Genomic DNA, 21349 nt, shown 5'->3' on the forward strand with positions numbered 1-21349 from the left:
GTCAGGCCTCCTCGGACCATTGCATGTCGTGGCGGGCCATCAGGGCCGACGAGGCGGCCGGGCCCCAGGTGCCGGCGGCGTAGGGCCGGGGGGCATCCCCCTGGGCGGCCCAGCCGTGCAGGATGGGTTCGACCCAGGCCCAGGCGGCTTCCAGTTCGTCGTGCCGCATGAAATGGGTCAGCCGGCCGCGGATGACGTCGATCAGCAGGCGCTCATAGGCCTCGGCGCGGCGCTCGGTGAAGGCGGTGTGCAGGTCCAGGTCCAGGCTGACCGGGCGACGCTTCATGCCGCTGCCGGGCTCCTTGGCCATGATCTGCAGCTGCACCGATTCCTCCGGTTGCAGGCGGATGACCAGGCGGTTGCCGGCGCTGCGGTAGGTGTCGGGGAACAGCGAGAAGGGCTGGCCGGCGAAGTCGATCACGATCTCCGAGCAGCGCTCGGCCAGGCATTTGCCGGTGCGCAGGAAGAAGGGCACGTTGCCCCAGCGCCAGTTGTCGATGTGGGCCTTGAGCGAGACGAAGGTCTCGGTGCGGCTGTCGGGTGGCACGCCGTCTTCCTGCAGATAGCCGGCCACGGCCCGCTGCTGCACCGTGCCGGCGGTGTACTGGCCGCGGATCACGTCGCGCGCGATCTCGGCCGGGCCCATGGGCCGCAGCGAGCGCAGCACCTTGAGCTTCTCGTCGCGGATGGCGTCCGGGTCCAGCGACACGGGCGGCTCCATCGCGACGATGCACAGCATCTGCAGCAGGTGGTTCTGCACCATGTCGCGCAGGGCGCCGGTGCCGTCGTAAAAGCCGGCGCGGCTGCCCACGCCCACCGTCTCGGCCACGGTGATCTGCACGCTGCGGATGAAGGGGGCGCGCCAGAGCGGCTCGAAGATGGCATTGCCGAAGCGCAGCACCATCAGGTTCTGCACCGTTTCCTTGCCCAGGTAGTGGTCGATGCGGAAGATCTGGCGCTCCTCGAAGAAGCGGCCGACCTCGGCATTGATGGCCCGGGCGGACGCCATGTCGTGGCCCAGGGGCTTTTCCAGCACCACGCGGGCCTGGGCATCCACCAGCCCGGCGCCGGCCAGATGCGCGCAGATGCGTGTGAACAGCGATGGGGCGGTGGCCAGGTAGAACACCCGCTGGGCGCCGGGGCGGCTGTGGCGGGCCAGACGGACGAAATCCTCGGCCTGGGTGGCGTCCAGCGCCACATAGTCGATCAGGGCCTCGAAGCGGTCCCAGGCCTCGGCCTGCAGGGCGCGGGCCTCGATGAACTGGCGCGCGCCGCCCAACACCTGCTGGATGAAGCCCTCGCGCGACAGGGCCTGGCGTCCGACGGCCAGGATGCGGGCCCCGGCCGGCAGATTGCCGTGCAGGTGGGCCATGTAGAGCGCGGGCAGCAGCTTGCGCACCGACAGGTCGCCGGTGGCGCCGAAGATGAACAGGTCCAGGTCGGGATCGGAGGTGGAAGCGACAGGGTCCATGGCGATGTTCCAGTCAGGGAAGTTGCCATTGTAATGAAATTACATAAAAAATGGTAATACGATTACACCCCGTGAGAACCCTGACTCACTCGTTTCGGTAGCGCTTGGCCCGCAGGTTGCGCTTGAGGGCGTGCAGGCGGGCCGGCAGGTCGGGGCCCAGTTGCAGCGCCACTTCGGTGGCCAGGATGTCCACGATCACCAGGTGCAGCAGGCGCGAGACCATGGGGCTGTATTCCTCGTAGGACTCGGGGTGGTCGGCAGCGATGTGGATGTCGGCCGCGGCGGCCAGGGGCGAACCGCTGGCGGTGATGGCCACCGTGGTCGCCTTCTGCTGGTGGGCCAGCTCGGTGGCGTCCAGCAGGTCGCGGCTGCGGCCGGAGTTGGAGAACACCACCACGCAGTCCTCGGGCAGCAGCAGGGTGGCGCCCATCACCTGCAGGTGGCCGTCGGCATAGGCGGCCGTGTGGCAGCCCATGCGGAAGAACTTGTGCTGGGCGTCCTGCGCCACGATGCCCGAGTTGCCCACGCCGTAGAACTCGATGCGGCGCCCGGCCCGGATGGTGCGCACCAGGGCCTGGCTGGCCTGTTCCAGCGGGCGCAGCCCGGCCTGCTGGCGGAAGTCGGCCAGGGTCTGCTGCACCTGCTCGACGATCTTGTCCACCACCGCCCGGCTGCCATCGCCCGGCGCCACCGACTGGTGCACATAGGGCAGGCCCTGGCCCAGGTTGCCCGCGAGCTTGAGTTTGAAGTCGGCCCAGCCGGCAAAGCCCAGGCTGCGGCAGAAGCGCACCACGGTCGGGTTGCTGACCCGCGCCTGGGCGGCCAATTCGGCCACCGTGCGGGCCAAGGCGGCGCGCGGGTCGGCCAGCAGGGCCTGGGCCACCCGCTGTTCGGCCGCGGGCAGGGAGGGCAGGGTGCGCTGGATCTGGTCGGTGAGGCTCATGGGAGAATTCTCCGCGTTCATCGACCCATGCTGCACGGCAGCCTTGTTCCATGCGTTTGTTGCTTGCCGAGGACGATGCCATCCTGGCCGATGCCCTGTCGTCCAACCTGCGCGCTGCCGGCTTCGAGGTGGAGGTGGCCGACAACGGCGCCGTGGCCGAGTACCTGCTGCTCAAGCAGCCCTTCGACCTGGGCGTGATCGACCTGGGCCTGCCGCTGGTCGACGGCCTCACCGTGCTCAAGCGGGTGCATGCGGCCCGGCCCACGCTGCCGCTGCTCATCCTGACCGCGCTGGACAGCCTGGACAGCCGGGTGGCCGGCCTGAACGCCGGGGCCGACGACTACCTCACCAAACCCTTCGACTTCCCGGAGCTGGAGGCGCGCATCCGCGCCCTGTTGCGCCGCGCCCGCCTCTCCGGCGCCGCCGACGGGCGCACGCCGGTGCAGCTCAGCGGCCGGCTGAGCTTCGACCGCGAGGCCCGCCGAGCCAGCGTGGACGGTGTGGCGCTGGAGCTTTCCCCGCGCGAGTGGCTGCTGCTGGACGCCCTGCTGACCCAGAAGGGCCGGGTGGTGACCAAGGAGCAGATCGCCCAGGCCTGGGCAGGCGATGCCGCCGAGCCGGCCAGTTCGCCCTCGGGCACGCTGGAGGTCTACATCCACCGCCTGCGCCGCAAGCTGGAGGACTCGGGGCTGGGCATCCGCACCGTGCGCGGCCTGGGCTATCTGCTCGAAGATGTCTGACACCCCGCACCGCAGCCGCCTGCGCTGGCTGGCCTGGCTGGCGCCCGGGGCCGGTTCGCTGCGGCGCTATCTGCTGCTGTGGCTGCTGGTGCCGCAGCTGGTGCTGTGGCTGGGGGCGGCGGTGCTGTCCTACACCGTGGCGGCCCGCTACGCCAACCTGGCGCTGGACCGCAGCCTCTACCAGGCCTCGCGGGCGCTGGCCCGCCAGGTCAAGCCCATGGGCAGCGGCCTGCTGATCGACTTTCCCAAGGCGGCGCGCGACATCATCGAGACCGATCCCGACGACCGGGTCTATTACATGGTCAGCGCGCCGCCCGGCCAGCTGATCCTGGGCAACCAGCGCCTGCCAGAGCCGCCGCCCGAGGTCAGCTCGCCCAATGGCCTGGGGCCCGTGCTGGACAAGCCGCGCTTCTACGACGCCACGCTGCAGGAGCAGGACGGTGCGGTGCAGGTGCGGGTGGTGGCCCTGTACCTGGCCTGGGGCGACGCGGATGCGCCGCAGACCATGCTGGTGCAATTGGCCAAGAGCCGCATCGGGCGCGACATCCTGGCCCGGCAGATCCTGCACGACACCGCCTTGCCGCTGATCGGGCTGGTGCTGCTGATGTCGCTGATCGTCTGGGCCAGCCTGCGGGCCGGGCTGGCGCCGCTGGCGCGCCTGCACCAGGCCGTCATCTCGCGTGCGCCCAGCCACTTGGATTCGATCCAGCTGGGCCGCGCCCCCGAGGAAGTGCAGGCCCTGACCGCCGCGCTGAACAAGCTGCTGCAGGCCGTGCGTGAGAGCGTGGGCCAGCAGCAGCGCTTCATCAGCGACGCCGCCCACCAGCTGCGCACGCCGCTGGCCGGGCTCAAGAGCCAGACCGAGCTGGCGCTGCGGGAGGCCACCGACCCTTCCCTGCGCGCCCGCCTGACCCTGGTGCACGAAAGTGCCACCCGCAGCGCCCACCTGGTCACCCAGTTGCTCACCCTGGCCCGGGCCGAGCCTGAATCCAGCCATGTGATGGCCCGCAGCCCCTTCGACCTGCGCCGCCTGGCCGAGGAGCTGACGGCCGAGTTGGTGCCGCGGGCCCTGCAGGCCGGGGTGGACCTGGGCTGGGCCGACGACGAAACGGAGGCCGCCGGCAGCGCGCCCCTGCGCGTGACCGGCCATGCCCTGCTGGTGCGCGAGGCGCTGTCCAACGTGATCGACAACGCCATCCGCTACGCCGGCCGCGGGGCCGAGGTGACGGTGCGGGTGCGCGCCGAGGGCGATCAGGCGGTGGTGGAGGTGGACGACACCGGACCGGGCATCCCGCTGGCCCAGCGCCAGGCGGTGTTCGAGCGCTTCTACCGCGGCACCCAGGAGGGGCTGGGCTGCGGCCTGGGCCTGCCCATCGTCAAGGAAATCATCGAGCGCCACGCCGGCTCGGTCACCCTGCTGGACCGCCCGCCCCACGGCCTGCGGGTGCGGGTGCGGCTGCCCTTGGCGGCCCGCGTGTGGTTAATGAATTGTTAGGAATTTGTCCATAGGATGTTGTCTTAAGTTCATATACATTAATAAAACATTAATCTCCGGCCGCACCTGAGCACAGGCGGCCGATGGGTCTCCTGCCGCGTCGGGGCATCTCACCAAGACGAAGAGGAGACAACGATGAAACGTTCCTTGCGCCCGGCGCCGCTGCTGGGTCTGCTGCTGGCCACCGCCGCCGGCTGGGCCCATGCCCAGATCTCGCTGGAGTCCAACGGCTATTTCCGTGCAGGGCCCGGCGCCACCTCGAAGAACGCCAACCGGGCCTGCTACGGCCTGTCGGGGGCGGACTTCAAGTACCGCCTGGGCAATGAGTGCGACTTCTACGGCGAGTTCCTGTTCAGCGGCACCGTGGCCCGCAAGGACAGCGGCGACACCTACAAGATCCACTTCATGCCCACCATCTACAAGGGCAACGCCAGCGATTCGGGCGACGCCAAGTGGGAGACCGCACAGATGTGGGCCGAGGCCACCGGCCTGGACTTCGCGCCGCAGGCCAGCTTCTGGGCCGGCAAGCGCTACCACCGCGGCGCCGACATCCACATCGTCGACACCTTCTTCGAGAAGCTCGACGGCACCGGCGCCGGTGCCAGCCTGCCGGCCCTGGGCGGCAAGCTGGACCTGGCCTTCTACCGGGCCGACAGCAGCAGCAAGGACGCCAACGGCAACGACAACCCGGGCAGCCGTGTGAATGCCTGGCTGCGCGATGTGCCGGTCAACGAGAACGGCAGCATCAACCTGCTGCTGACCGCCACCAAGGGCGAGTTCACCGGCGGCCAGTCCGGTGCCGGCTTCAGCCTGCGTCACACCCAGGACAAGCTGCCCTTCGGCGCCAGCAACAACCTGTGGTTCCAGTACGCCAAGGGCTCGGCTGGTCTGGCCGGCGGCTTCGGCAGCCTGACCGACGGCTCCGACGTCAAGAAGTGGCGCATCGTCGACGGCTACCAGTTCCAGGCCACCGAGAACCTGGGCGGCCAGCTGATCGCCATGATCGAGAAGAAGCAGGCCGACGCGGGCGATGCGACCGTCAAATCCCTGGGCGGTCGCGTGGGTTACGCGGTCACCCGCAACTTCAAGATCCTGGCCGAAGTGGGCGTGGACCGGGTGAGCCCGCAGGGCCAGCCCTCGGCCAACCTGACCAAGTTCACGATTGCCCCCACCATCAGCGCGGGCAAGGGCTTTTGGGAGCGTCCCGAATTGCGCTTCTACGTGACCCGTGCCAAATGGAACCAGGCGGCCAATGCGGCGGCCGGCGCCGATGGCCTGACCGGTCTGGGCGATGGCAAGACCAGTGGCACCAGCTACGGCATCCAGGCCGAAGTCTGGTGGTGAACTGACGCAAGGACATGAATCCCGGCACCCGGTCCCTGGGCCTGGTGCTGTCTCAACCCGAAGGATGCAAGCATGAACAAGACGATGACCCTGCGCAGCACGCTGCGCCTGAGCGCTCTGACCCTGGCCGCTTCCGCGGCCCTGCTGACCGGTGTGGCCCGTGCGGGCGAAGTGGAGGTGCTGCACTGGTGGACTTCCGGCGGCGAGGCCAAGGCCGCGCAGGCCCTGGCCGCCACGATGAAGGCCAAGGGCCACACCTGGAAGGACTTCGCGGTGGCCGGTGGCGGTGGCGATTCCGCCATGACGGTGCTGAAGTCGCGCGTGGTCTCGGGCAACCCGCCCGCGGCCGCACAGATCAAGGGCCCGTCCATCCAGGAATGGGCGCGTGAAGGCGTGCTGACCAACCTGGACGATGTGGCCGGCCCCGAGCACTGGGACCAGCTGCTGCCGCCGCAGATCGCCGCGGGCCTGAAGTACAAGGGTCACTATGTGGCCGCGCCGGTGAACGTGCACCGGGTGAACTGGCTGTGGGTCAACACCGCCGTGTTCAAGAAGGCCGGCATCAAGCCGCCGACCAGCTGGGCCGAGTTCTTCACCGCCGCCGAGGCGCTGAAAAAGGCCGGCGTGATCCCGCTGGCCCACGGCGGCCAGAGCTGGCAGGACTTCACCACGTTTGAAGACGTGGCCCTGGGCGTCGGCGGTGCCGCCTTCTACAAGAAGGCCCTGGTGCAGCTGGACCCGACGGCGCTCAAGAGCGACACCATGAAGGAGGTGCTGACCACCTTCAAGAAGATCAAGGGCTACACCGACAAGAACGCCCCGGGGCGTGACTGGAACCTGGCCACCGCCATGGTCATCCGCGGCGAGGCCGGCATGCAGCTGATGGGTGACTGGGCCAAGGGCGAATTCCTGGCTGCGGGCAAGACGCCGGGCAAGGACTTCGAATGCGTGGCCTCGCCGGGCTCGGCCAAGGACTTCAGCTACAACGTGGACAGCCTGGCCATGTTCCAGCTGAAGAACGCCGCCAATGCCAAGGCCCAGCGCGACCTGGCCTCGGCCCTGATGTCGCCGGACTTCCAGGAACTGTTCAACCTGAACAAGGGCTCCATCCCGGTGCGGCTGAACATGAACATGGACAAGTTCGACGCCTGTGCCAAGCAGTCGTCCAAGGACTTCGTCGAGTCCTCCAAGGGTGGCACGCTGGTGCCCTCGATCGCCCATGGCATGGCCGTCCCCTCGGCCGTCGAAGGCGCGATGAAGGACGTGGTTTCGCAGTTCTGGAACAGCGACAAGGCCACGGTGGAGGACACCATGACCAAGCTGGTGGCCGCCGCCAAGGCCCAGTGATGGGTGCGGCCCCGCCCCGCTCGACGGGGCGGTTGACCTGAACCGGGGCCGGCCCGCGGGCTGGCCCCTTCTCGGTCCTCTTTTTTCCTGCGCACCATGAGCACCGTTTCCCCCCTCCGGCGCATCGACTGGCTGCCCAAGCTGGTGCTGGCGCCCTCCTTCGTTGCCGCCTTCCTGTTCATCTACGGGCTGATCGCCTGGAACGGCTACCTGTCGGTCAGCGAATCCCGGCTGCTGCCCAACTACGAGTTCGCCGGCCTGGATGCCTACCGCGCCCTGTTCGACAGCGACCGCTTCCATGTGGCCGCCTGGAACCTGGTGATCTTCGCTTTCCTGTTCATCGCCGGCTCGCTGGCCGTGGGCGTGCTGCTGGCGGTGCTGCTCAACCAGAAGATCCGCGCCGAGGGCGTACTGCGCACCGTCTACCTCTACCCGATGGCGCTGAGCTTCATCGTCACCGGCACGGCCTGGAAATGGATCCTCAACCCCGGTCTGGGGTTGGAGCACACCGTGCGCGGCTGGGGCTTCGCGTCCTTCAGCTTCGACTGGCTGATCAACCCCGACCGGGCGCTCTACTGCATCGTGATCGCCGGCATCTGGCAGAGCGCGGGCTTCGTGATGGCCCTGTTCCTGGCCGGCCTGCGCGGCATCGACGAATCCATCATCAAGGCCGCCCAGGTGGACGGGGCCTCCATGCCGCGCATCTACCTGCGCATCCTGCTGCCCAGCCTGCGGCCGGTGTTCTTCTCCACCGTCATGGTGCTCTCGCACATCGCGATCAAGAGCTTCGACCTGGTGATGGCGCTGACCGCCGGAGGTCCCGGCTACGCCACCGACCTGCCGGCCACCTTCATGTATTCCATGGCCTTCACCCGCGGCCAGATCAACCAGGGCGCGGCCTCGGCCACGCTGATGCTGGCGGCCGTCGCCGCCATCGTCGTGCCCTACCTCTACAGCGAACTGAGGAGCCGCCGATGAGCGCCCCCACCCTCACCGCGCCGGCCCTGCCGGCGGCCGCGGCCCCCCGCATCGACGGCCTGCGCATCGCCCTGTGGGCGGTGCTGCTGGGGCTGGCGCTGTTCTTCCTGGCGCCGCTCTACGTCATGCTCTCGACCTCGCTCAAGGGCATGGACGAGATCCGCCAGGGCAGCCTGCTGGCCATGCCCTTCTCGCCCAACTTCGCGGCCTGGGCCAAGGCCTGGTCCGGCGCCTGCACCGGCACCGACTGCTCGGGCCTGAAGCCCTTCTTCTGGAATTCGGTGCTGATGGTGGTGCCGGCCGTGCTGATCACCACCGCGCTTGGGGCCATCAACGGCTACGTGCTGACCAAGTGGCGCTTCCGCGGCAGCGAGCTGATGTTCGCGCTGATGCTGTTCGGCGTCTTCATGCCGCTGCAGGTGGTGCTGCTGCCCATGTCCCAGGTGCTGGGCTGGCTGGGCCTGGCCAGCTCCATCTGGGGCCTGACCCTGGTGCACATCCTGTGCGGGCTGTCCAGCACCACGCTGTTCTTCCGCAACTACTACGCCGGCCTGCCCGATGAGCTGATCAAGGCCGCGCTGCTGGACGGCGCGGGCTTCTGGCGCATCTTCTGGCGCATCGTGCTGCCGCTGTCCGGCCCCATCCTGGTGGTCACCTTCATCTGGCAGTTCACCCAGATCTGGAACGACTTCCTCTTTGGCGTGGTGTTCTCCGACGCGGGCACCAAGCCCATCACCGTCGGCCTGAACAACCTCGCCAACACCTCCAGCGTGGTCAAGGAATACAACGTGGACATGGCCGCGGCCATGATCGCCGGCCTGCCCACGCTGTTCGTCTACATCGTGGCCGGCAAGTACTTCGTGCGCGGCCTCACCGCAGGCGCCGTCAAGGGCTGAAGCCCCGGCTGAAAGGAAGATTCACATGGGAGCCCTCTCCATCCGCCAGGTGCGCAAGAGCTACGGCGCGCACGAGATCCTCAAGTCCATCGACATCGACGTCGAGCAGGGCGAGTTCCTCATCCTTGTCGGCCCCTCGGGCTGCGGCAAGTCCACGCTGCTGTCGATGATCGCCGGCCTGGACACGCCCACCTCGGGCCAGATCCTGCTGGGCGACCGCGACATCACGCACGCCTCGCCCAAGGACCGCGACATCGCCATGGTGTTCCAGAGCTATGCGCTCTATCCCAACATGACGGTGGCGCAGAACATCGCCTTCGGCCTGGAGATGCGCAAGGTGCCCAAGGCCCAGCGCGAGGAGGCCATCGCCCGCGTGGCCAAGATGCTGCAGATCGAGCACCTGCTGGACCGCCGGCCGGCCCAGCTCTCGGGCGGCCAGCGGCAGCGCGTGGCCATGGGCCGGGCCCTGGCGCGCAACCCCTCGCTGTTCCTGTTCGACGAGCCGCTGTCCAACCTGGACGCCAAGCTGCGCGTGGAGATGCGCGCCGAGATCAAGCTGCTGCACCAGCGCACCCGCACCACCACGGTCTACGTCACCCACGACCAGGTGGAGGCCATGACCCTGGGCGACCGCATCGCGGTGATGCGCGAGGGCGTGCTGCAGCAACTGGGCACGCCGGACGACATCTACACCCGCCCGGCCACCATCTTCGTGGCGCAGTTCATCGGCTCGCCGGCCATGAACCTTGTCCAGGCCCAATGGATGGGCGGCACGCTGAGCATGCAGGGCACGGCCCTGCCGCTGAGCGAGGCCGCCGGCCGGGCCCTGGCCGCGCGCAACCCGGCGTCGGTGGTGTATGGCCTGCGGCCCGAGGCCCTGCGCCTGTCCGACCGCGGTCTGCCGGGCCAGCTGCGCATGGTCGAGCCCACCGGGCCCGAGACCTATGCCTACGTGGACACCGCGGTGGGCCCCATGGTGCTGCGGGTGCCGGGCCGGGTGGCCCAGCCCGTGGGCAGCAATGTGCTGCTGGACTGGAACGAGGCCGAGGTGCATCTGTTCGACGGCCAGAGCGAGCAGCGCATCGAGGTGGCCGCTCCCAGCGCCGGCGCCAAGGTCACGCCCCTGTACGCCCAGGGCGCATGAGCGCGATGGATTCAACCCGCCTGCTGGCGGATGTCGGCGGCACCAACGCTCGCTTTGCCTGGCAGGCCGCGGCCGGTGCGCCGCTGCAGGATGTGCGCACCTTGCCCTGTGCCGGGCACGACAGCCTGGAGGCCGCGATGCGGGCCTACCTGGCCGAGACCGCCCACCCGGTGCCGGCCCTGGCCGCGGTGGGCATTGCCAACCCGGTCACCGGCGACCGGGTGCAGATGACCAACCACCACTGGTCCTTCTCGATCGAGGCGCTGCGCCAGGCCCTGGGTTTCGAGCGCCTGCGCGTCATCAACGACTTCACCGCGCTGGCGCTGGCGCTGCCGCAGTTGTCGGCCCACGAGCTGCGCCAGGTGGGTGGCGGCCCGGCCCAGCCGGGGGCGCCCATCGGCCTGGTGGGCGCGGGCACCGGCCTGGGTGTCTCCGGCCTGCTGCCGGTGGGTTCGCGCTGGCTGCCGCTGGCGGGCGAGGGCGGCCATGTGAGCCTGGCGGCCGAAACGCCCCTGGAAGCCGAGGTGGTGGCCGTGCTGCGGGAGCGCTATGGCCGGGTGTCGGCCGAGCGCGCGCTGTCCGGCCCGGGCCTGCGCGCCTTGCACCATGCCCTGGGCAGGGTCCAGGGCCAGCGGGAAACGCCGGAGGACGCTCCGGAGGCGGCGGCCATCGTGGAGGCGGCCCAGTCGGGCGGCGACACGCGTTGCACCCAGGTGCTGGACCTGTTCTGCGGCTGGCTGGGCGCGGTGGCGGGCGACCTGGCGCTGACGCTGGGCGCGCGCGGCGGTGTGTTCATCGGCGGCGGCATCGTGCCGCGGCTGGGCGCGGCCTTCGAGCGCTCGCCCTTCCGGGCCCGCTTCGAGGCCAAGGGGCGCTTTGCGTCCTACCTGCGCGAGATCCCGGTGCAGCTCATCGTGTCGACCACCTCGCCGGCCCTGCGCGGTGCGGCCGAGGCGCTGGAGATGCCCGATGGCGCCTGAGGACGGTGCTGCGCCACCGCCCCCGCTGCTGGGCACCCACCATGTGGCGCTGATCTGCAGCGACTACGCGCGCTCCCGGCACTTCTACACCAAGGTGCTGGGCCTGCCGGTGCGGGCCGAGCATTTCCGGGCCGAGCGCCAGTCCTGGAAGCTGGACCTGGCCCTGCCCGACGGCACGGCGCTGGAGCTGTTCTCGTTCCCGGCCCCGCCGCCGCGGCCGTCCCGGCCGGAGGCCTGCGGCCTGCGCCACCTGGCCCTGCGCGTGGCCGCGCTGGCGCCCTGGGTGGCCCACCTGCAGGCCCACGGGGTGGCGGTGGAGCCGGTGCGGATGGATGAGTTCACCGGCCGGCGCTTCACCTTCTTCGCCGATCCGGACGGCTTGCCGCTGGAGCTGTACGAAGAGGGGGAGGGCGGCGGCTGGCCGGAAGAGGGCGCGCGAGAGGGCGCCTGAGGGGCGCCCGCGGCGCCGCTCAGACGTTAAACCAGAATATCATTGGCAAGCAATTGATTTTCCTTTGGTTAGCCTGCTCTCCGCAAAAAATGTACTCCGATTTGTACTCGATCGTGCGGCGGCTGAGTACGCCGGGGCCATCTGCGGGCACGAGCTGCGCGTTGAATTGATCAACTACCCGTTCGCGGATGGCTTGGATGATGCCAGCTCGGTGGCAGCGGGTACGCTGAAACGCTCACAGACGTACGGGGCGTTCAACTCTTGGGGCCGCTATGCCAAGAACCCCAGGGGCTTCCTAGTTGAGGCGACTTGGTCAGGCAGGTCGCCGACGCGGATGTGATCCCGCTCCTCCCGCGCAGCACGTCCCAGCGCACGCTTCAACGCCAGCCCCACGGTTCTCGGCGGCAAGTTCTTCAGCTTATCCACCACCTGCTCGTCCAGCGTAGGCGCAAAACCTGACCCCCAAGGGCTCTCGGCCCTCATGCGGCCGTACATTTGTTGGGCGATGTGAGCCACCTGGTCTGCATTTGGGGCTTGCACCTGAAGCACCGTCATGCGCGACAGCAGCGGCGCCGGGATGCCTTCGATGCTGTTGGCCGTGGCGATCCAGTTCACGTGGCTGGCGTCGATGGAGAAGTCGCGAATCGAGAGGTCGATGAAGTCGCGCGCGCTGCGAGGTTCCAGCAGGGTGTAGAGCGCCGCGAGTGGGTCGTACTGACGTTGCTGGTCGGTCTTGTCGAGCTCGTCCAGCACGATCACCGGATTGGCCAGCGGCTGGTAGGCCAGCAGCTCAAACACCACGCCGGGCTCCGAGTTCGACCAGAACGATTCCGACCCGGCCAGCGGCGAGCTGGACTGGGTGCTGGCCATGTCGATCACACGGAAGGGAAGGCTCAGCCGCGCAGCCAGCCAGCGGGCGGCCTCTGTCTTGCCAATCCCGGCAGGGCCGACCAGCAGGATAGGCGACCATGCCACACGGCCATCGCCCATCGCATGCAGGGCGAAGTGGTCGTGCAGTACCTCGGCCAGTTCCGCGAAGTTGGGAAAGTCGCGCTGGAAGTCTTCGATCAGCTGCGACCAGTCATCGGGCAGCTCACCCAGCTTGCGGCGTTCGTGGCCAGCGGCACGAATGCGCTCGGCGATGTACTGGGCCCGCTTGGCCTTTTCGTCGGGTTTGGAGCGGTGGCGCTCGACAAAGCTGCGCAGGCCTGCGGCGTCCAGAAACGCGACTTGGGGTGTTGCCCGAGGTGCCTGCGGGACGGACTGAGCCGGCGCCGCAGCTGGTGGCTTCATGTCTGGCAACGACTGCACCAGTGCGTGAACGGCATCGTCGATGGACGGATCGAGCGGCTCGCCACGCAGCGACTTCTCGGGCTTGGTGGTGGCCGGGAGTAGCCCTGCCGCTACCGCCAGTTTGTGATTGCGCTTGAGGTCTTCGGCGAAGAGCCCGATGGTGGCCTCGTGCTGCTTGCAGCGCACGCCCTGGGCTGCGTTCGCATCGCCGCCAATCACCGGCGCCGAGCAAACCGGGCAGTGTTGTTGGGCGGCATGCCGGGCAGCTTCGATCAGATCCAACAAAGCCCTGTCTCTGTTGATGCTGGCGCCCACCAGTTCCACCCGCAGGCTGAGCTTGTCGCGCTGGTTGGTGGCGCAAAACAGCGGCAGGTGGCGGTAGTCGGCCGGCTTCATCAGCAGCTCGCACTGGCCCACGAAATGGGCCAGCACCGCCAAGTGACCAGGGGCGGGCTCCACCACCTGCTTGGCCAGCCATGGGTGCTCGGCTTTCAAGGCCGCCACGCGATCTTGGTAGGCGGCGCGGCTCATGGGGCGACGGCTGTTGGGGCGAGTCATGGTGGTCTCTTTCGATTCACTATAAATTACTATAACAATACAAGACGCGGTGATCCAGTGTCCGCTTGCCGCGTTGGTCTTGGTTATAGTGATTTACTGTGATTCTTTTGGAGGCCGACATGTCTGCCCTGAGCAGCGAGCAACTCCCCATACTGGCCGGTGCGCTCTTGCGTCTGCGAGGCCTCACGTTGGCAGCGGTGTTTGACGCCACCGGCATCCGCGCGGCCAACCTGTCCGCTTGGTTGAAAGGTAAGCCTCAGGTCATCTCAGAGGCGCGCGTGACGGCATTGCTTTACCACCTGGGTGTCCAAGGTGGGCAGCTTCGGTCGGACATGGTTCACACCTGGAGCGACCAAGGTGAATGGGCGCACCTTCGCACCGTTTTCAACCTGCTTCAGGAGCCAGTGGCGCCCCGATGCTTGTTTCTCGATGAGCATCCCGGCATGTCCCACACAAGATTCCTGCAGTGGGGCGAGGCATGGGTTCGGCTGTCTCTCACGCCGGGGCCGACTGCGCAGGACGATTTGGCCGCGATGGTCAGCCCCGACCGAATGATCGTGCTGCCCGTCGTGCTGGAGGGCATCCCCACGCAAGACCCGCAAGCGACCGCTTCTGCGCTCTTGAGCCTCGCCGAACAGGAGGGGCAGGAGATCCCAACTGGCGAACTGGCCCATGGCTTTATGCAACGCCTCGGCGCGCCGCCAGGGCAGGACTTCGTGCTCACGAACGGCGACTCGTTGGGCTGGCGGCTCTTAGAGGTGAGCTTGCGCAGTGCGATGCGCAGGGGGTTGAGCCCTATCCAGTTGGCGTTGAAGGTCGAGTCGATGTGGCTCGATGAGTGACCTCGTTCGATCAGGTAACGCCCAAATCGGCTGAGTTGGGGGACAAATGCGACTAGTGAGAATCTCGGGCGCGCTCCAGTAGCGGTCGGAGTGGGCTGTTAGAAAAAGCGAGACTACCCGCGCATGGTTCGAAAGCCCCGATCTTGCTCTTCCCGGGCGTCAATCAGCCAGCGCTCAAAGCGATTGGCATCGTCGCGACGCTCGAACACGACGAAGGATGTGCTCTCCTCGGTGCGGACAATTACGGGCGGTGGATTCGGTACGTGCCGGATGTATTGACCCCAGTCGTCACCGATCGGTCGGTTTAGTCTGAACTCGTGGGTGGCCGGGACGTAATCAGGCAAACGACCGTCCATACGGATGGAAACCGATGGATCTTCTAAGCAGGCAATCAGTACTGTCATGGGCGTCCTATGCGTTGATGCAGTTGGCAAGAAACTTGAGAGTGAGCACCTCCGGGTCAAGAAATCGTTCCCATTGGTCGGCCGTCTTGGTCATCAGATGTCAAACCTCCCGATATCACGGGCACCGTGCTTGGCGTGTGATTCCAAGCCCTTTGGTATCGGCCCCTGCCGCGCATGGCGGCACACCGGCCCATGGCCGCGGCAGGGATTCAACCTGATACCTGATCTGGACGCATCTCTCCCCTGCACTGTCCCCAGCTGCCGCTGCCCACCAAACCTGTCGGCTTGGCGCCCAGCGGCCACATTCTTTGAGCTCGAAGAAGCAAACTCAAAGAATGTGCCGAATGCGGTGGGGACAGCCTCCCTGCGAACGTGCGTCCAGCATGAATGTGCGACAGACTGTGCCAACCCCTGCGCGAAGACCGGCGACTGATTTGTGCGAAACAGGTGGGGGCAATGTGCAAAGACCGTGGCGACAGCGTGCCGTGAACTGTGCGAACAGTGTGGTGACTTCCAGCCGAACAAGGTGCGAACACCTCGCCCAGCTTGGTTTTCAAAGCACCTCATCTTGCGATGCCACCATCCACACCCGCTTCAATGGCAGCTCCGCCTTGAGGTCTTCATCCAGACGCTCGTACTGTTCGAACAGCTGTTCGAGCAGCTCCTTCTGGGTCCAGAGCCGTAGCCGGAAGAACTGGGAGGCCAGTTCCTTCTGCACGTTGCCCTTGAAGCCACCCCAGGCCACGAAAAGGCCCTGATCAGCATTGAACTTGGTCATGGCGCCCAGCAGTTTGTCCACCGGCTCGCGGCCAATCGGCGAGTCCTCAGACTTCACCTCCACGCACAGACGCGGCGCGGAAAACCCCAAGGGGCCAGAGCCTGCAAGGATGTCAGCACCGCCGTCTGCTCCTTCCGGGCTGCGGTAGGTGGTGTAGCCCTGGGCTTTCAGGATGCCCTCAACCAGTCGGGTCAAGCCGTGCCCCTTGAAGCGAGCAGAAACCAGAGCGGCGATCTGGTCGCGTGCCAACTCGTCCAGGTCGGCATCTGCGGCCTCGACATCGGCGGTAGTTGCCGTCGCTGTCTTTGCAGGCGCCGCCAGCGTTTCTGCCTTCCAACCATGGGCGCGCATCGCAGCGATGCGCTGCTCCGCGTTGTTGCGCTGGATACGGCAGATGGTGAGAAACGCCCCGAAGGAAAACAACAGGTCCTTGCCAAAGTGCGTGCGGGGGATGGCTTCGCCAATCCACTTCACAGCTCGCCAGTGGAAGAAGGGGTTCGGCCCAGTAGTCTCAGCGTGGTAGCCGCCTGTGATCTCGCCGATGTAGACCGCAGGCTGCGTCTTCAGGGGCAGCACCACGAGGTCGCCCTTCTGCATCTCGTGGGCGAAGGGCCAGACCTGACTGACCCAGTTCAGCACAGCCTTGGGCTTGGCCTCCGGGTAGCGCTGGGTCATTTCAGCGGTCAACTCGCCTCGCTGCTGCAGCTTTGATAGGTCAAGGTTCAGCTCATCCCAGGTCACATAGACACGACCTTCTTGGATGAACTTCTGTTCGTATTCGCCGTGCGAGCCTGCACGAATCAGCCAAATCGCCATGCTTGCTCCAGCTCCTATTCTTCAGCCAGCGGTGCAGCAGCTGGAATGATCAGCAGGAGTTCCGAGTCATCAACCATGCGGTACACCGGCCGAATTCCGGACAAGCGCTCGCTCTGGTCCAAGATGATCTGAACACCCTCGCCACGCTTGTCCATCATGGCGCTACGCCCTGTGATTTCTTTGTCGGGGTCGGGTACTTGGCACTTGGCAAGCAGACTGGTGATGGCTTCGTTTCGCGCAGCCTGGCGGTAGGGAAGGCTCTCCACCGTCATGGTGTTGGGGATGGCGCCTGGCGAATACAGCTCCAGCCGGTCCGCAAACATCCGCAGGCGGATTTTGGCGCCATGGATCGAGTAATCCCGGTGTGCAACGGCATTGACCAGGGCCTCGAAGACGGCGGTCATGTCGTACTGCGGCAGATCGTGCCTGCCCTCATCCTTGGTGGCATAGACCTGCATGTTCTTGCGGACGAAGTGGCAAGCCGCCAGCACCTGGGCATCCAGCGGCCCGGTGATGTCCTGGGCGTCGAGCTGATAGGCCGTGTCGCCTTGCGGCAGCACCTCGGTGCCACGGTAGGCCACCGCCTGAATGAAGGCATTCGGCAACCAGCGGCGAGGATCAGCACTGGCCATCAGTACGCCGGCGATGGTCGGCCGAAGTGCGCCGTCGGCATCGGTGCGCGCCATGGCCAGTTTGTCTAGAAGCACTTCGCGCGTATCTTGCACGCGAGGACTGGCAAAACGTTGCCAGAGGTCATCTGCAAGGTCATCGAGCTTGGCGCCAGGCACCGGCTGCTCGTCGAAGCGGATGATGCGGGCCTGGCTGCGTTGCTGGAAGAGACGCGCCAGATAGTCCGGCGCCATCTCGCGCTTGGCGCTGCCCACGCGGTGCAAATAGCCACCAGGGCTTCTATGCACGAACAGACTGCCCGTGACATCGATCTTTAGCACCGGCAACTGCTCGCCTGAAGTGCTGGGCAGATTCAGCCGCTCGATCACTGGCGCGAGCGGTGGGGTGATGCAGTCCAAGCAGATCTGCCGGACGAAATCCTCCACCAGGTCCAGACGGTCCAGAGGAATACCGAGCACTTCACGGGCGTCGTCCACGCCCAACACGCACACACCGCCGCGACTGTTGGCGAATGCAGCAAGCTCATCGGCGAGCGAGTCTCTATGCGGAGCCGACACCCTTTGACCAGCAAAGCGGACTTCCTTCAACTCCAGATAGGAGTCCTCTCCCAGGCGAATCTTGTCGATCAGGTCGGCGATGTTGTCAAACATGTCAAGCCTCTTTTCCCAGGCGTTGGTAACGCCGTTCAAACGCTTCTTCTCCGCCTTCCATCACTTGGCAGACTTCGCGGCGCATGGCCTGATCCTGCAAAGAGCCGGTTTGCTTCACATGGCACTGGTGATTGAAGTCCAGTACGTGGATCAACTCCGCATCGCCATTGACCACGATGTTGGGGTTGTGGGTCACGATGATGAGCTGACGGCGCAGCTTGTTGCTGCGGATTTGTTGCACGACCAATCCGTAGATCAGGTGGTTATCCAGGTCATCTTCTGGCTGGTCGAGCACCAGTGGCTCGTTGCCGTGCGCCAGCAGGAAGGCCAGCATGGCCGCCGCGCGCTGCCCGGCGGAAGCCTGGCCAATGGACTGAAAGTCCCGCCCGTCACCCTTGCGGCTGTATTCCACCTGCAAACCATCTTCGGGGAACCAGCACAAAATGTGATCGATGAACTCCGGGCGCTTGTCGGCTTCCGCCTTCAGGAATTTATTGAACCAGCCGCCAAACTCCGCCTGCCCGCGACCGGCTTGCGACAGGCGTTTCTTCTGCGTCAATAGCGCCTGCTCGAAGGCCGCCGTGTCCCATACGCCCGGCTGCTCGACCAGATCAACCGTGCCCAGCAGATCGGCCACGAGCCCTTTGGGGGATGCCCCCTCTTGCTCCTGATACAGGTCGTCCACGTACCGGCCTTCCGCGGCCCCAAGCACCTCCCGCAAGGAGCGCTCGATGCTCTGCGCATCCCGGCTGTACGGGATCAGCTCGATGCGCACAAAGGGATTGCCTTGCAGCGTTGCCTGCAGAAATGCGCTTCGTTGGGCGCTGATTGCGCGGCGGGCGGATTGCACCTGTTCCAGCAACGACTTGGCCTTCTCGCGCAACTCGGTGTGCTGCTTCTGCAAGGCTTCCAGCTTCTTCAGCTCGATTTCCAGGCGCTGCTTTTCTTGCACCAGACGGCCGTACTCACTGGGGTCGCTGACGCCTTGTTGCTGCAAGTCGGCCTTGAGCTGCTCGTAAGCCGTCTTGGCCGCGTCGATCCGCGCAAGCCAGGGCGAGGCCTCCAGCTCACCTCTCAGGACTTGCCCACGCTCCTGCAGCACGTTTGCCGCGCGCTCGACGTCCTGCTGCGCCTTGGCGATGGCGGCGTGCAGCGCCTGAACAATGCTCAGTGCCGGGCCGTCCTCGACAGTATCGAACAAGCCTTCAGGCAAGTCTTCCGCCAACAGATCGTCGGCAAGTGCTTTCAAGCGGGTTGCCAGTTCGGCGGAGGCTTCGAACTGGCGTTCCAGCTCGCGGCTTTGCCGGTTGGTGCGCTGATAGTTTTTCAGCAGAGCGGCATGATCGGCGCCCTCGAAGCGGGCCAGCTTGCGCTGAATATCTTGCAGGGCCAGCGTCAACGCCTCACGCCCTTGCAGCTTGCCGTCCAGCTCGCGCATCTGCGCCCGTGCGGCCAGGAAGGCACGCTTGGCCTCCTCGAAAGCGGCTTGCTGCGACTGCGTGCTCGCAGCATCGTCGATCACCTTGAGCAGGGCTTGCTGGCTGTCGCCGGCCAACGCGGCGATCTGCCCCTGGCTGAACAGGCGCACCGGAAAGCGTTGCTCGGTGACGGCCTGGCTGGCCGAAGGCTTGAAACTGCCCGTAGCGGCGTCCCATTCCTCCACCGCGTGGCCCTGGCCATCCTGCCGCCAGATCAGGCGATAGGGCATGCCATCACGCTGCACTTGCACACAGAGGCTGGTTTCCGCCCGCAGGCCACCTTCGTCATTGCGGCTCCTGGCAACCTGATTGAAACGCTTGAAGGTCTGTCCTGCTTCCGAGCTGGACGACAGCTCCTTCTCACGGCGATAGGCCAGGCGCAGGGCATGCACGATGGTCGATTTGCCGGTGCCGCGTCCACCGATCAAAGCATTGAAGTAGGGGTTGAGCGGCAAACTGGCAGACGTTCTGCCACGCCCCATGTAACGTGCGTCGCGGATTTCAATCGATTCGATGAAATGCTCGGGCGTATTGAACGGCGCAAAGCCGTTGCTCTCATCACTGCGCTTGACCGACACCTCCTGCCCATCGAGCAATGCAAGGCGCAAGCCCACCAGACTAGGCCGGGCCATCTTGATCCAGGTGTAGCGCGAACCGGGAACAGCCGTACCTTGGAAGCTGTGGCAATCGCTGCCCGCCACGCTGGCAAATCGCAGTTTCAGTTCATCCAGGACCATGGGCACGGGGCTGGAGGAGGCAGTCCACTCCAGCGCCAGGATGCCGGGTTCCTGCAAGACCGCCTTAACCGTGTTGGCATCCATCACGCATTTTCGCGTACCAGGCTCGACCTGTAGCAGCCCCTTGTCGCCTTCGACGTGTGCCGGAATGGCCAGGCCGCCCGCCGCCAGAATGCGCTCCACCACTTGGGCGGCGCCGATGCGGGTGACGCCATCGCTGTCGCCGCGCGTGCCTTGGTAGTCCACCCTTGCCAGCAGATCGCTGATGGTCTGACTGGTGGCGGACGGGTCGAAGATTGCGAGCAGATGAAAGCCGCCTTGCACCGAGATTTCTACCCCTGGGAACAGGTGTAGCTCACGGAACCCGTCAGGTGGCGTGCCGGCGTCGGCCTCGCGCTTCATCTGCGCATAGGCCGCCTTGAGCGAGTCGATCCACTCGCCGGTGTTGTGATCGGTAACGGCTACGCAGTCGATCCCGGCGGCCATGTACTTGAGCAGCCATTTTTGTGGTGTCAGCTCAACGGGCGTGCCGATGGCAGCCTGCCAGGCGCTCGTGTCCTTGGAGGCCGGCGTGTGGGTATGGAAATCGAACTTCCACCAGCGTGCGCCGGGGTAAGGCCAGGGTTGGCTCATGTTCTTCTCCTGATTGCGGCCATCATTCCTCCGCCTTGGTTTGAAGCACCCGCATCAGCGCCTGAACCTCGCCCCGGAACGGGCTGGCGTCGAATTCGCTCAGGTCACAGGCAAGACAGGCCTCGATGTCCTTGCGCGACAGGTAGTGCTTGTGCAGGAAGTTCATCTCCACATGAACTTCACTGTCAGCGATCTCGCGCTCGTCCGGGTTGGCGCTGTCGCGCAGGAACTGCAACAGACAAGCATGCAGCACACTCGGCATATGGTTCTGGATGCCCCGTATCTGCTGCATGACTTCTTCGATGCGCTGGTCCGCCGTTGCCTGATCGCTGAAGAAGATGTTGCCGTTAGGGTGGGCGATTTCGTTGCGTTGATCGACCAGCTTCTGAAACCTGCCGATGTGCTGGTTTTCGCAGCCGACCAGGCGCAAGAACTTGAAGATGCTGCGTTCGTTAACTTCGCTGAAGGTAAAGGGCGAGCTGGCGGTCAGCAGCTCCTTTTCTTTTTGCTGGAACAGCACCGCATGGGTGAATGCTTCCGGCTTGGCCTGCTTGATCTGCCACACCGAGAAATACACGTAGCTCATGTAGAGCATGTGGAAAGCCAGCATCGCGAACTGATATTTGCCTGCCACATAGTTGCTCTCGAAGGCTTCCCAGACAAAGCCGATATACTCGCCTTCACTGGCTGATGGGTAGGCCAGCGGCAGGTAGTTGTGAATCTCCAGCGCGGCATCCATCC

18 protein-coding genes are annotated in these 21349 nt (G+C 66.0%); 10 read left to right on the forward strand and 8 right to left on the reverse strand.

Features of this window, described 5'->3' with window-relative positions:
- Window position 1: 1 nt before the first annotated feature.
- Both zwf and LRM40_RS05075 read right to left on the reverse strand, forming a co-directional pair.
- Window positions 2–1477: a glucose-6-phosphate dehydrogenase gene (zwf, locus tag LRM40_RS05070; protein ID WP_375138543.1), complete on the reverse strand. Its 1476-nt coding sequence runs from the start codon at window positions 1475–1477 to the stop codon at window positions 2–4.
- A gap of 79 nt (window positions 1478–1556) precedes the next feature.
- Window positions 1557–2414: a MurR/RpiR family transcriptional regulator gene (locus tag LRM40_RS05075; RefSeq protein ID WP_151122114.1), complete on the reverse strand. Its 858-nt coding sequence runs from the start codon at window positions 2412–2414 to the stop codon at window positions 1557–1559.
- A 50-nt stretch (window positions 2415–2464) separates the two neighbouring features.
- On the opposite strand from LRM40_RS05075, the gene LRM40_RS05080 reads away from it, so the two are divergent.
- From LRM40_RS05080 to gloA2, 9 genes are all read left to right on the forward strand, one after another.
- Complete coding sequence (locus LRM40_RS05080; RefSeq protein WP_151122113.1) at window positions 2465–3154, forward strand: response regulator transcription factor; 690 nt, start codon at window positions 2465–2467, stop codon at window positions 3152–3154.
- The gene (locus LRM40_RS05085) at window positions 3147–4649 is read left to right on the forward strand and encodes a sensor histidine kinase (RefSeq protein ID WP_151122112.1); all 1503 of its coding nucleotides are present in this window, start codon (window positions 3147–3149) and stop codon (window positions 4647–4649) included. The genes LRM40_RS05080 and LRM40_RS05085 overlap by 8 nt, the downstream gene beginning before the upstream one ends.
- A gap of 135 nt (window positions 4650–4784) precedes the next feature.
- A complete protein-coding gene (locus LRM40_RS05090) occupies window positions 4785–5993 on the forward strand; it encodes a maltoporin (protein WP_151122111.1) in 1209 nt (402 codons plus the stop codon).
- Between the two features lie 72 nt (window positions 5994–6065).
- Complete coding sequence (locus LRM40_RS05095) at window positions 6066–7340, forward strand: ABC transporter substrate-binding protein (protein WP_151122110.1); 1275 nt, start codon at window positions 6066–6068, stop codon at window positions 7338–7340.
- Window positions 7341–7436: 96 nt separating this feature from the next.
- Complete coding sequence (locus LRM40_RS05100; protein ID WP_151122109.1) at window positions 7437–8318, forward strand: carbohydrate ABC transporter permease; 882 nt, start codon at window positions 7437–7439, stop codon at window positions 8316–8318.
- Between the two features lie 125 nt (window positions 8319–8443).
- Window positions 8444–9214, forward strand: coding sequence for a carbohydrate ABC transporter permease (locus LRM40_RS05105; RefSeq protein WP_231067821.1), 771 nt, complete (start codon window positions 8444–8446; stop codon window positions 9212–9214).
- Between the two features lie 25 nt (window positions 9215–9239).
- Window positions 9240–10358, forward strand: coding sequence for an ABC transporter ATP-binding protein (locus LRM40_RS05110; RefSeq protein WP_151122107.1), 1119 nt, complete (start codon window positions 9240–9242; stop codon window positions 10356–10358).
- 5 nt (window positions 10359–10363) lie between these two features.
- Window positions 10364–11338, forward strand: a complete 975-nt coding sequence (locus tag LRM40_RS05115; protein WP_151122106.1) for a glucokinase — start codon at window positions 10364–10366, stop codon at window positions 11336–11338.
- Entirely contained in the window at window positions 11328–11789 is a 462-nt protein-coding gene (gloA2, locus tag LRM40_RS05120; RefSeq protein WP_151122105.1) for an SMU1112c/YaeR family gloxylase I-like metalloprotein, read from the forward strand. The genes LRM40_RS05115 and gloA2 overlap by 11 nt, the downstream gene beginning before the upstream one ends.
- Before the next feature lie 270 nt (window positions 11790–12059).
- Here gloA2 and LRM40_RS05125 read toward each other — a convergent pair whose 3' ends face one another.
- Window positions 12060–13613, reverse strand: a complete 1554-nt coding sequence (locus LRM40_RS05125) for an AAA family ATPase (RefSeq protein ID WP_231067730.1) — start codon at window positions 13611–13613, stop codon at window positions 12060–12062.
- Window positions 13614–13759: 146 nt separating this feature from the next.
- On the opposite strand from LRM40_RS05125, the gene LRM40_RS05130 reads away from it, so the two are divergent.
- Complete coding sequence (locus LRM40_RS05130) at window positions 13760–14482, forward strand: helix-turn-helix domain-containing protein (RefSeq protein WP_151122103.1); 723 nt, start codon at window positions 13760–13762, stop codon at window positions 14480–14482.
- 113 nt (window positions 14483–14595) lie between these two features.
- Here the strand turns inward: LRM40_RS05130 and LRM40_RS05135 are convergent, their stop codons facing one another.
- The 5 genes from LRM40_RS05135 to LRM40_RS05155 form a co-directional block, all read right to left on the reverse strand.
- A complete protein-coding gene (locus LRM40_RS05135; protein ID WP_151122102.1) occupies window positions 14596–14886 on the reverse strand; it encodes a hypothetical protein in 291 nt (96 codons plus the stop codon).
- 553 nt (window positions 14887–15439) lie between these two features.
- Window positions 15440–16480 carry a restriction endonuclease gene (locus LRM40_RS05140; protein ID WP_151122101.1) on the reverse strand — a complete coding sequence of 347 codons (1041 nt, stop codon included), beginning with the start codon at window positions 16478–16480 and terminating at the stop codon, window positions 15440–15442.
- Window positions 16481–16494: 14 nt separating this feature from the next.
- Window positions 16495–17760 carry an ATP-binding protein gene (locus LRM40_RS05145; protein ID WP_151122100.1) on the reverse strand — a complete coding sequence of 422 codons (1266 nt, stop codon included), beginning with the start codon at window positions 17758–17760 and terminating at the stop codon, window positions 16495–16497.
- A 1-nt stretch (window position 17761) separates the two neighbouring features.
- Complete coding sequence (locus tag LRM40_RS05150; protein WP_151122099.1) at window positions 17762–20608, reverse strand: TrlF family AAA-like ATPase; 2847 nt, start codon at window positions 20606–20608, stop codon at window positions 17762–17764.
- A 22-nt stretch (window positions 20609–20630) separates the two neighbouring features.
- On the reverse strand, window positions 20631–21347 hold the full coding sequence (locus LRM40_RS05155) for a hypothetical protein (protein WP_151122098.1): 717 nt from the start codon (window positions 21345–21347) through the stop codon (window positions 20631–20633).
- Window positions 21348–21349: the final 2 nt, after the last annotated feature.

Origin of the sequence: Ideonella dechloratans (genome assembly GCF_021049305.1) — a bacterium.
In the GTDB taxonomy this organism is placed as follows: Bacteria; Pseudomonadota; Gammaproteobacteria; order Burkholderiales; family Burkholderiaceae_C; genus Ideonella; species Ideonella dechloratans.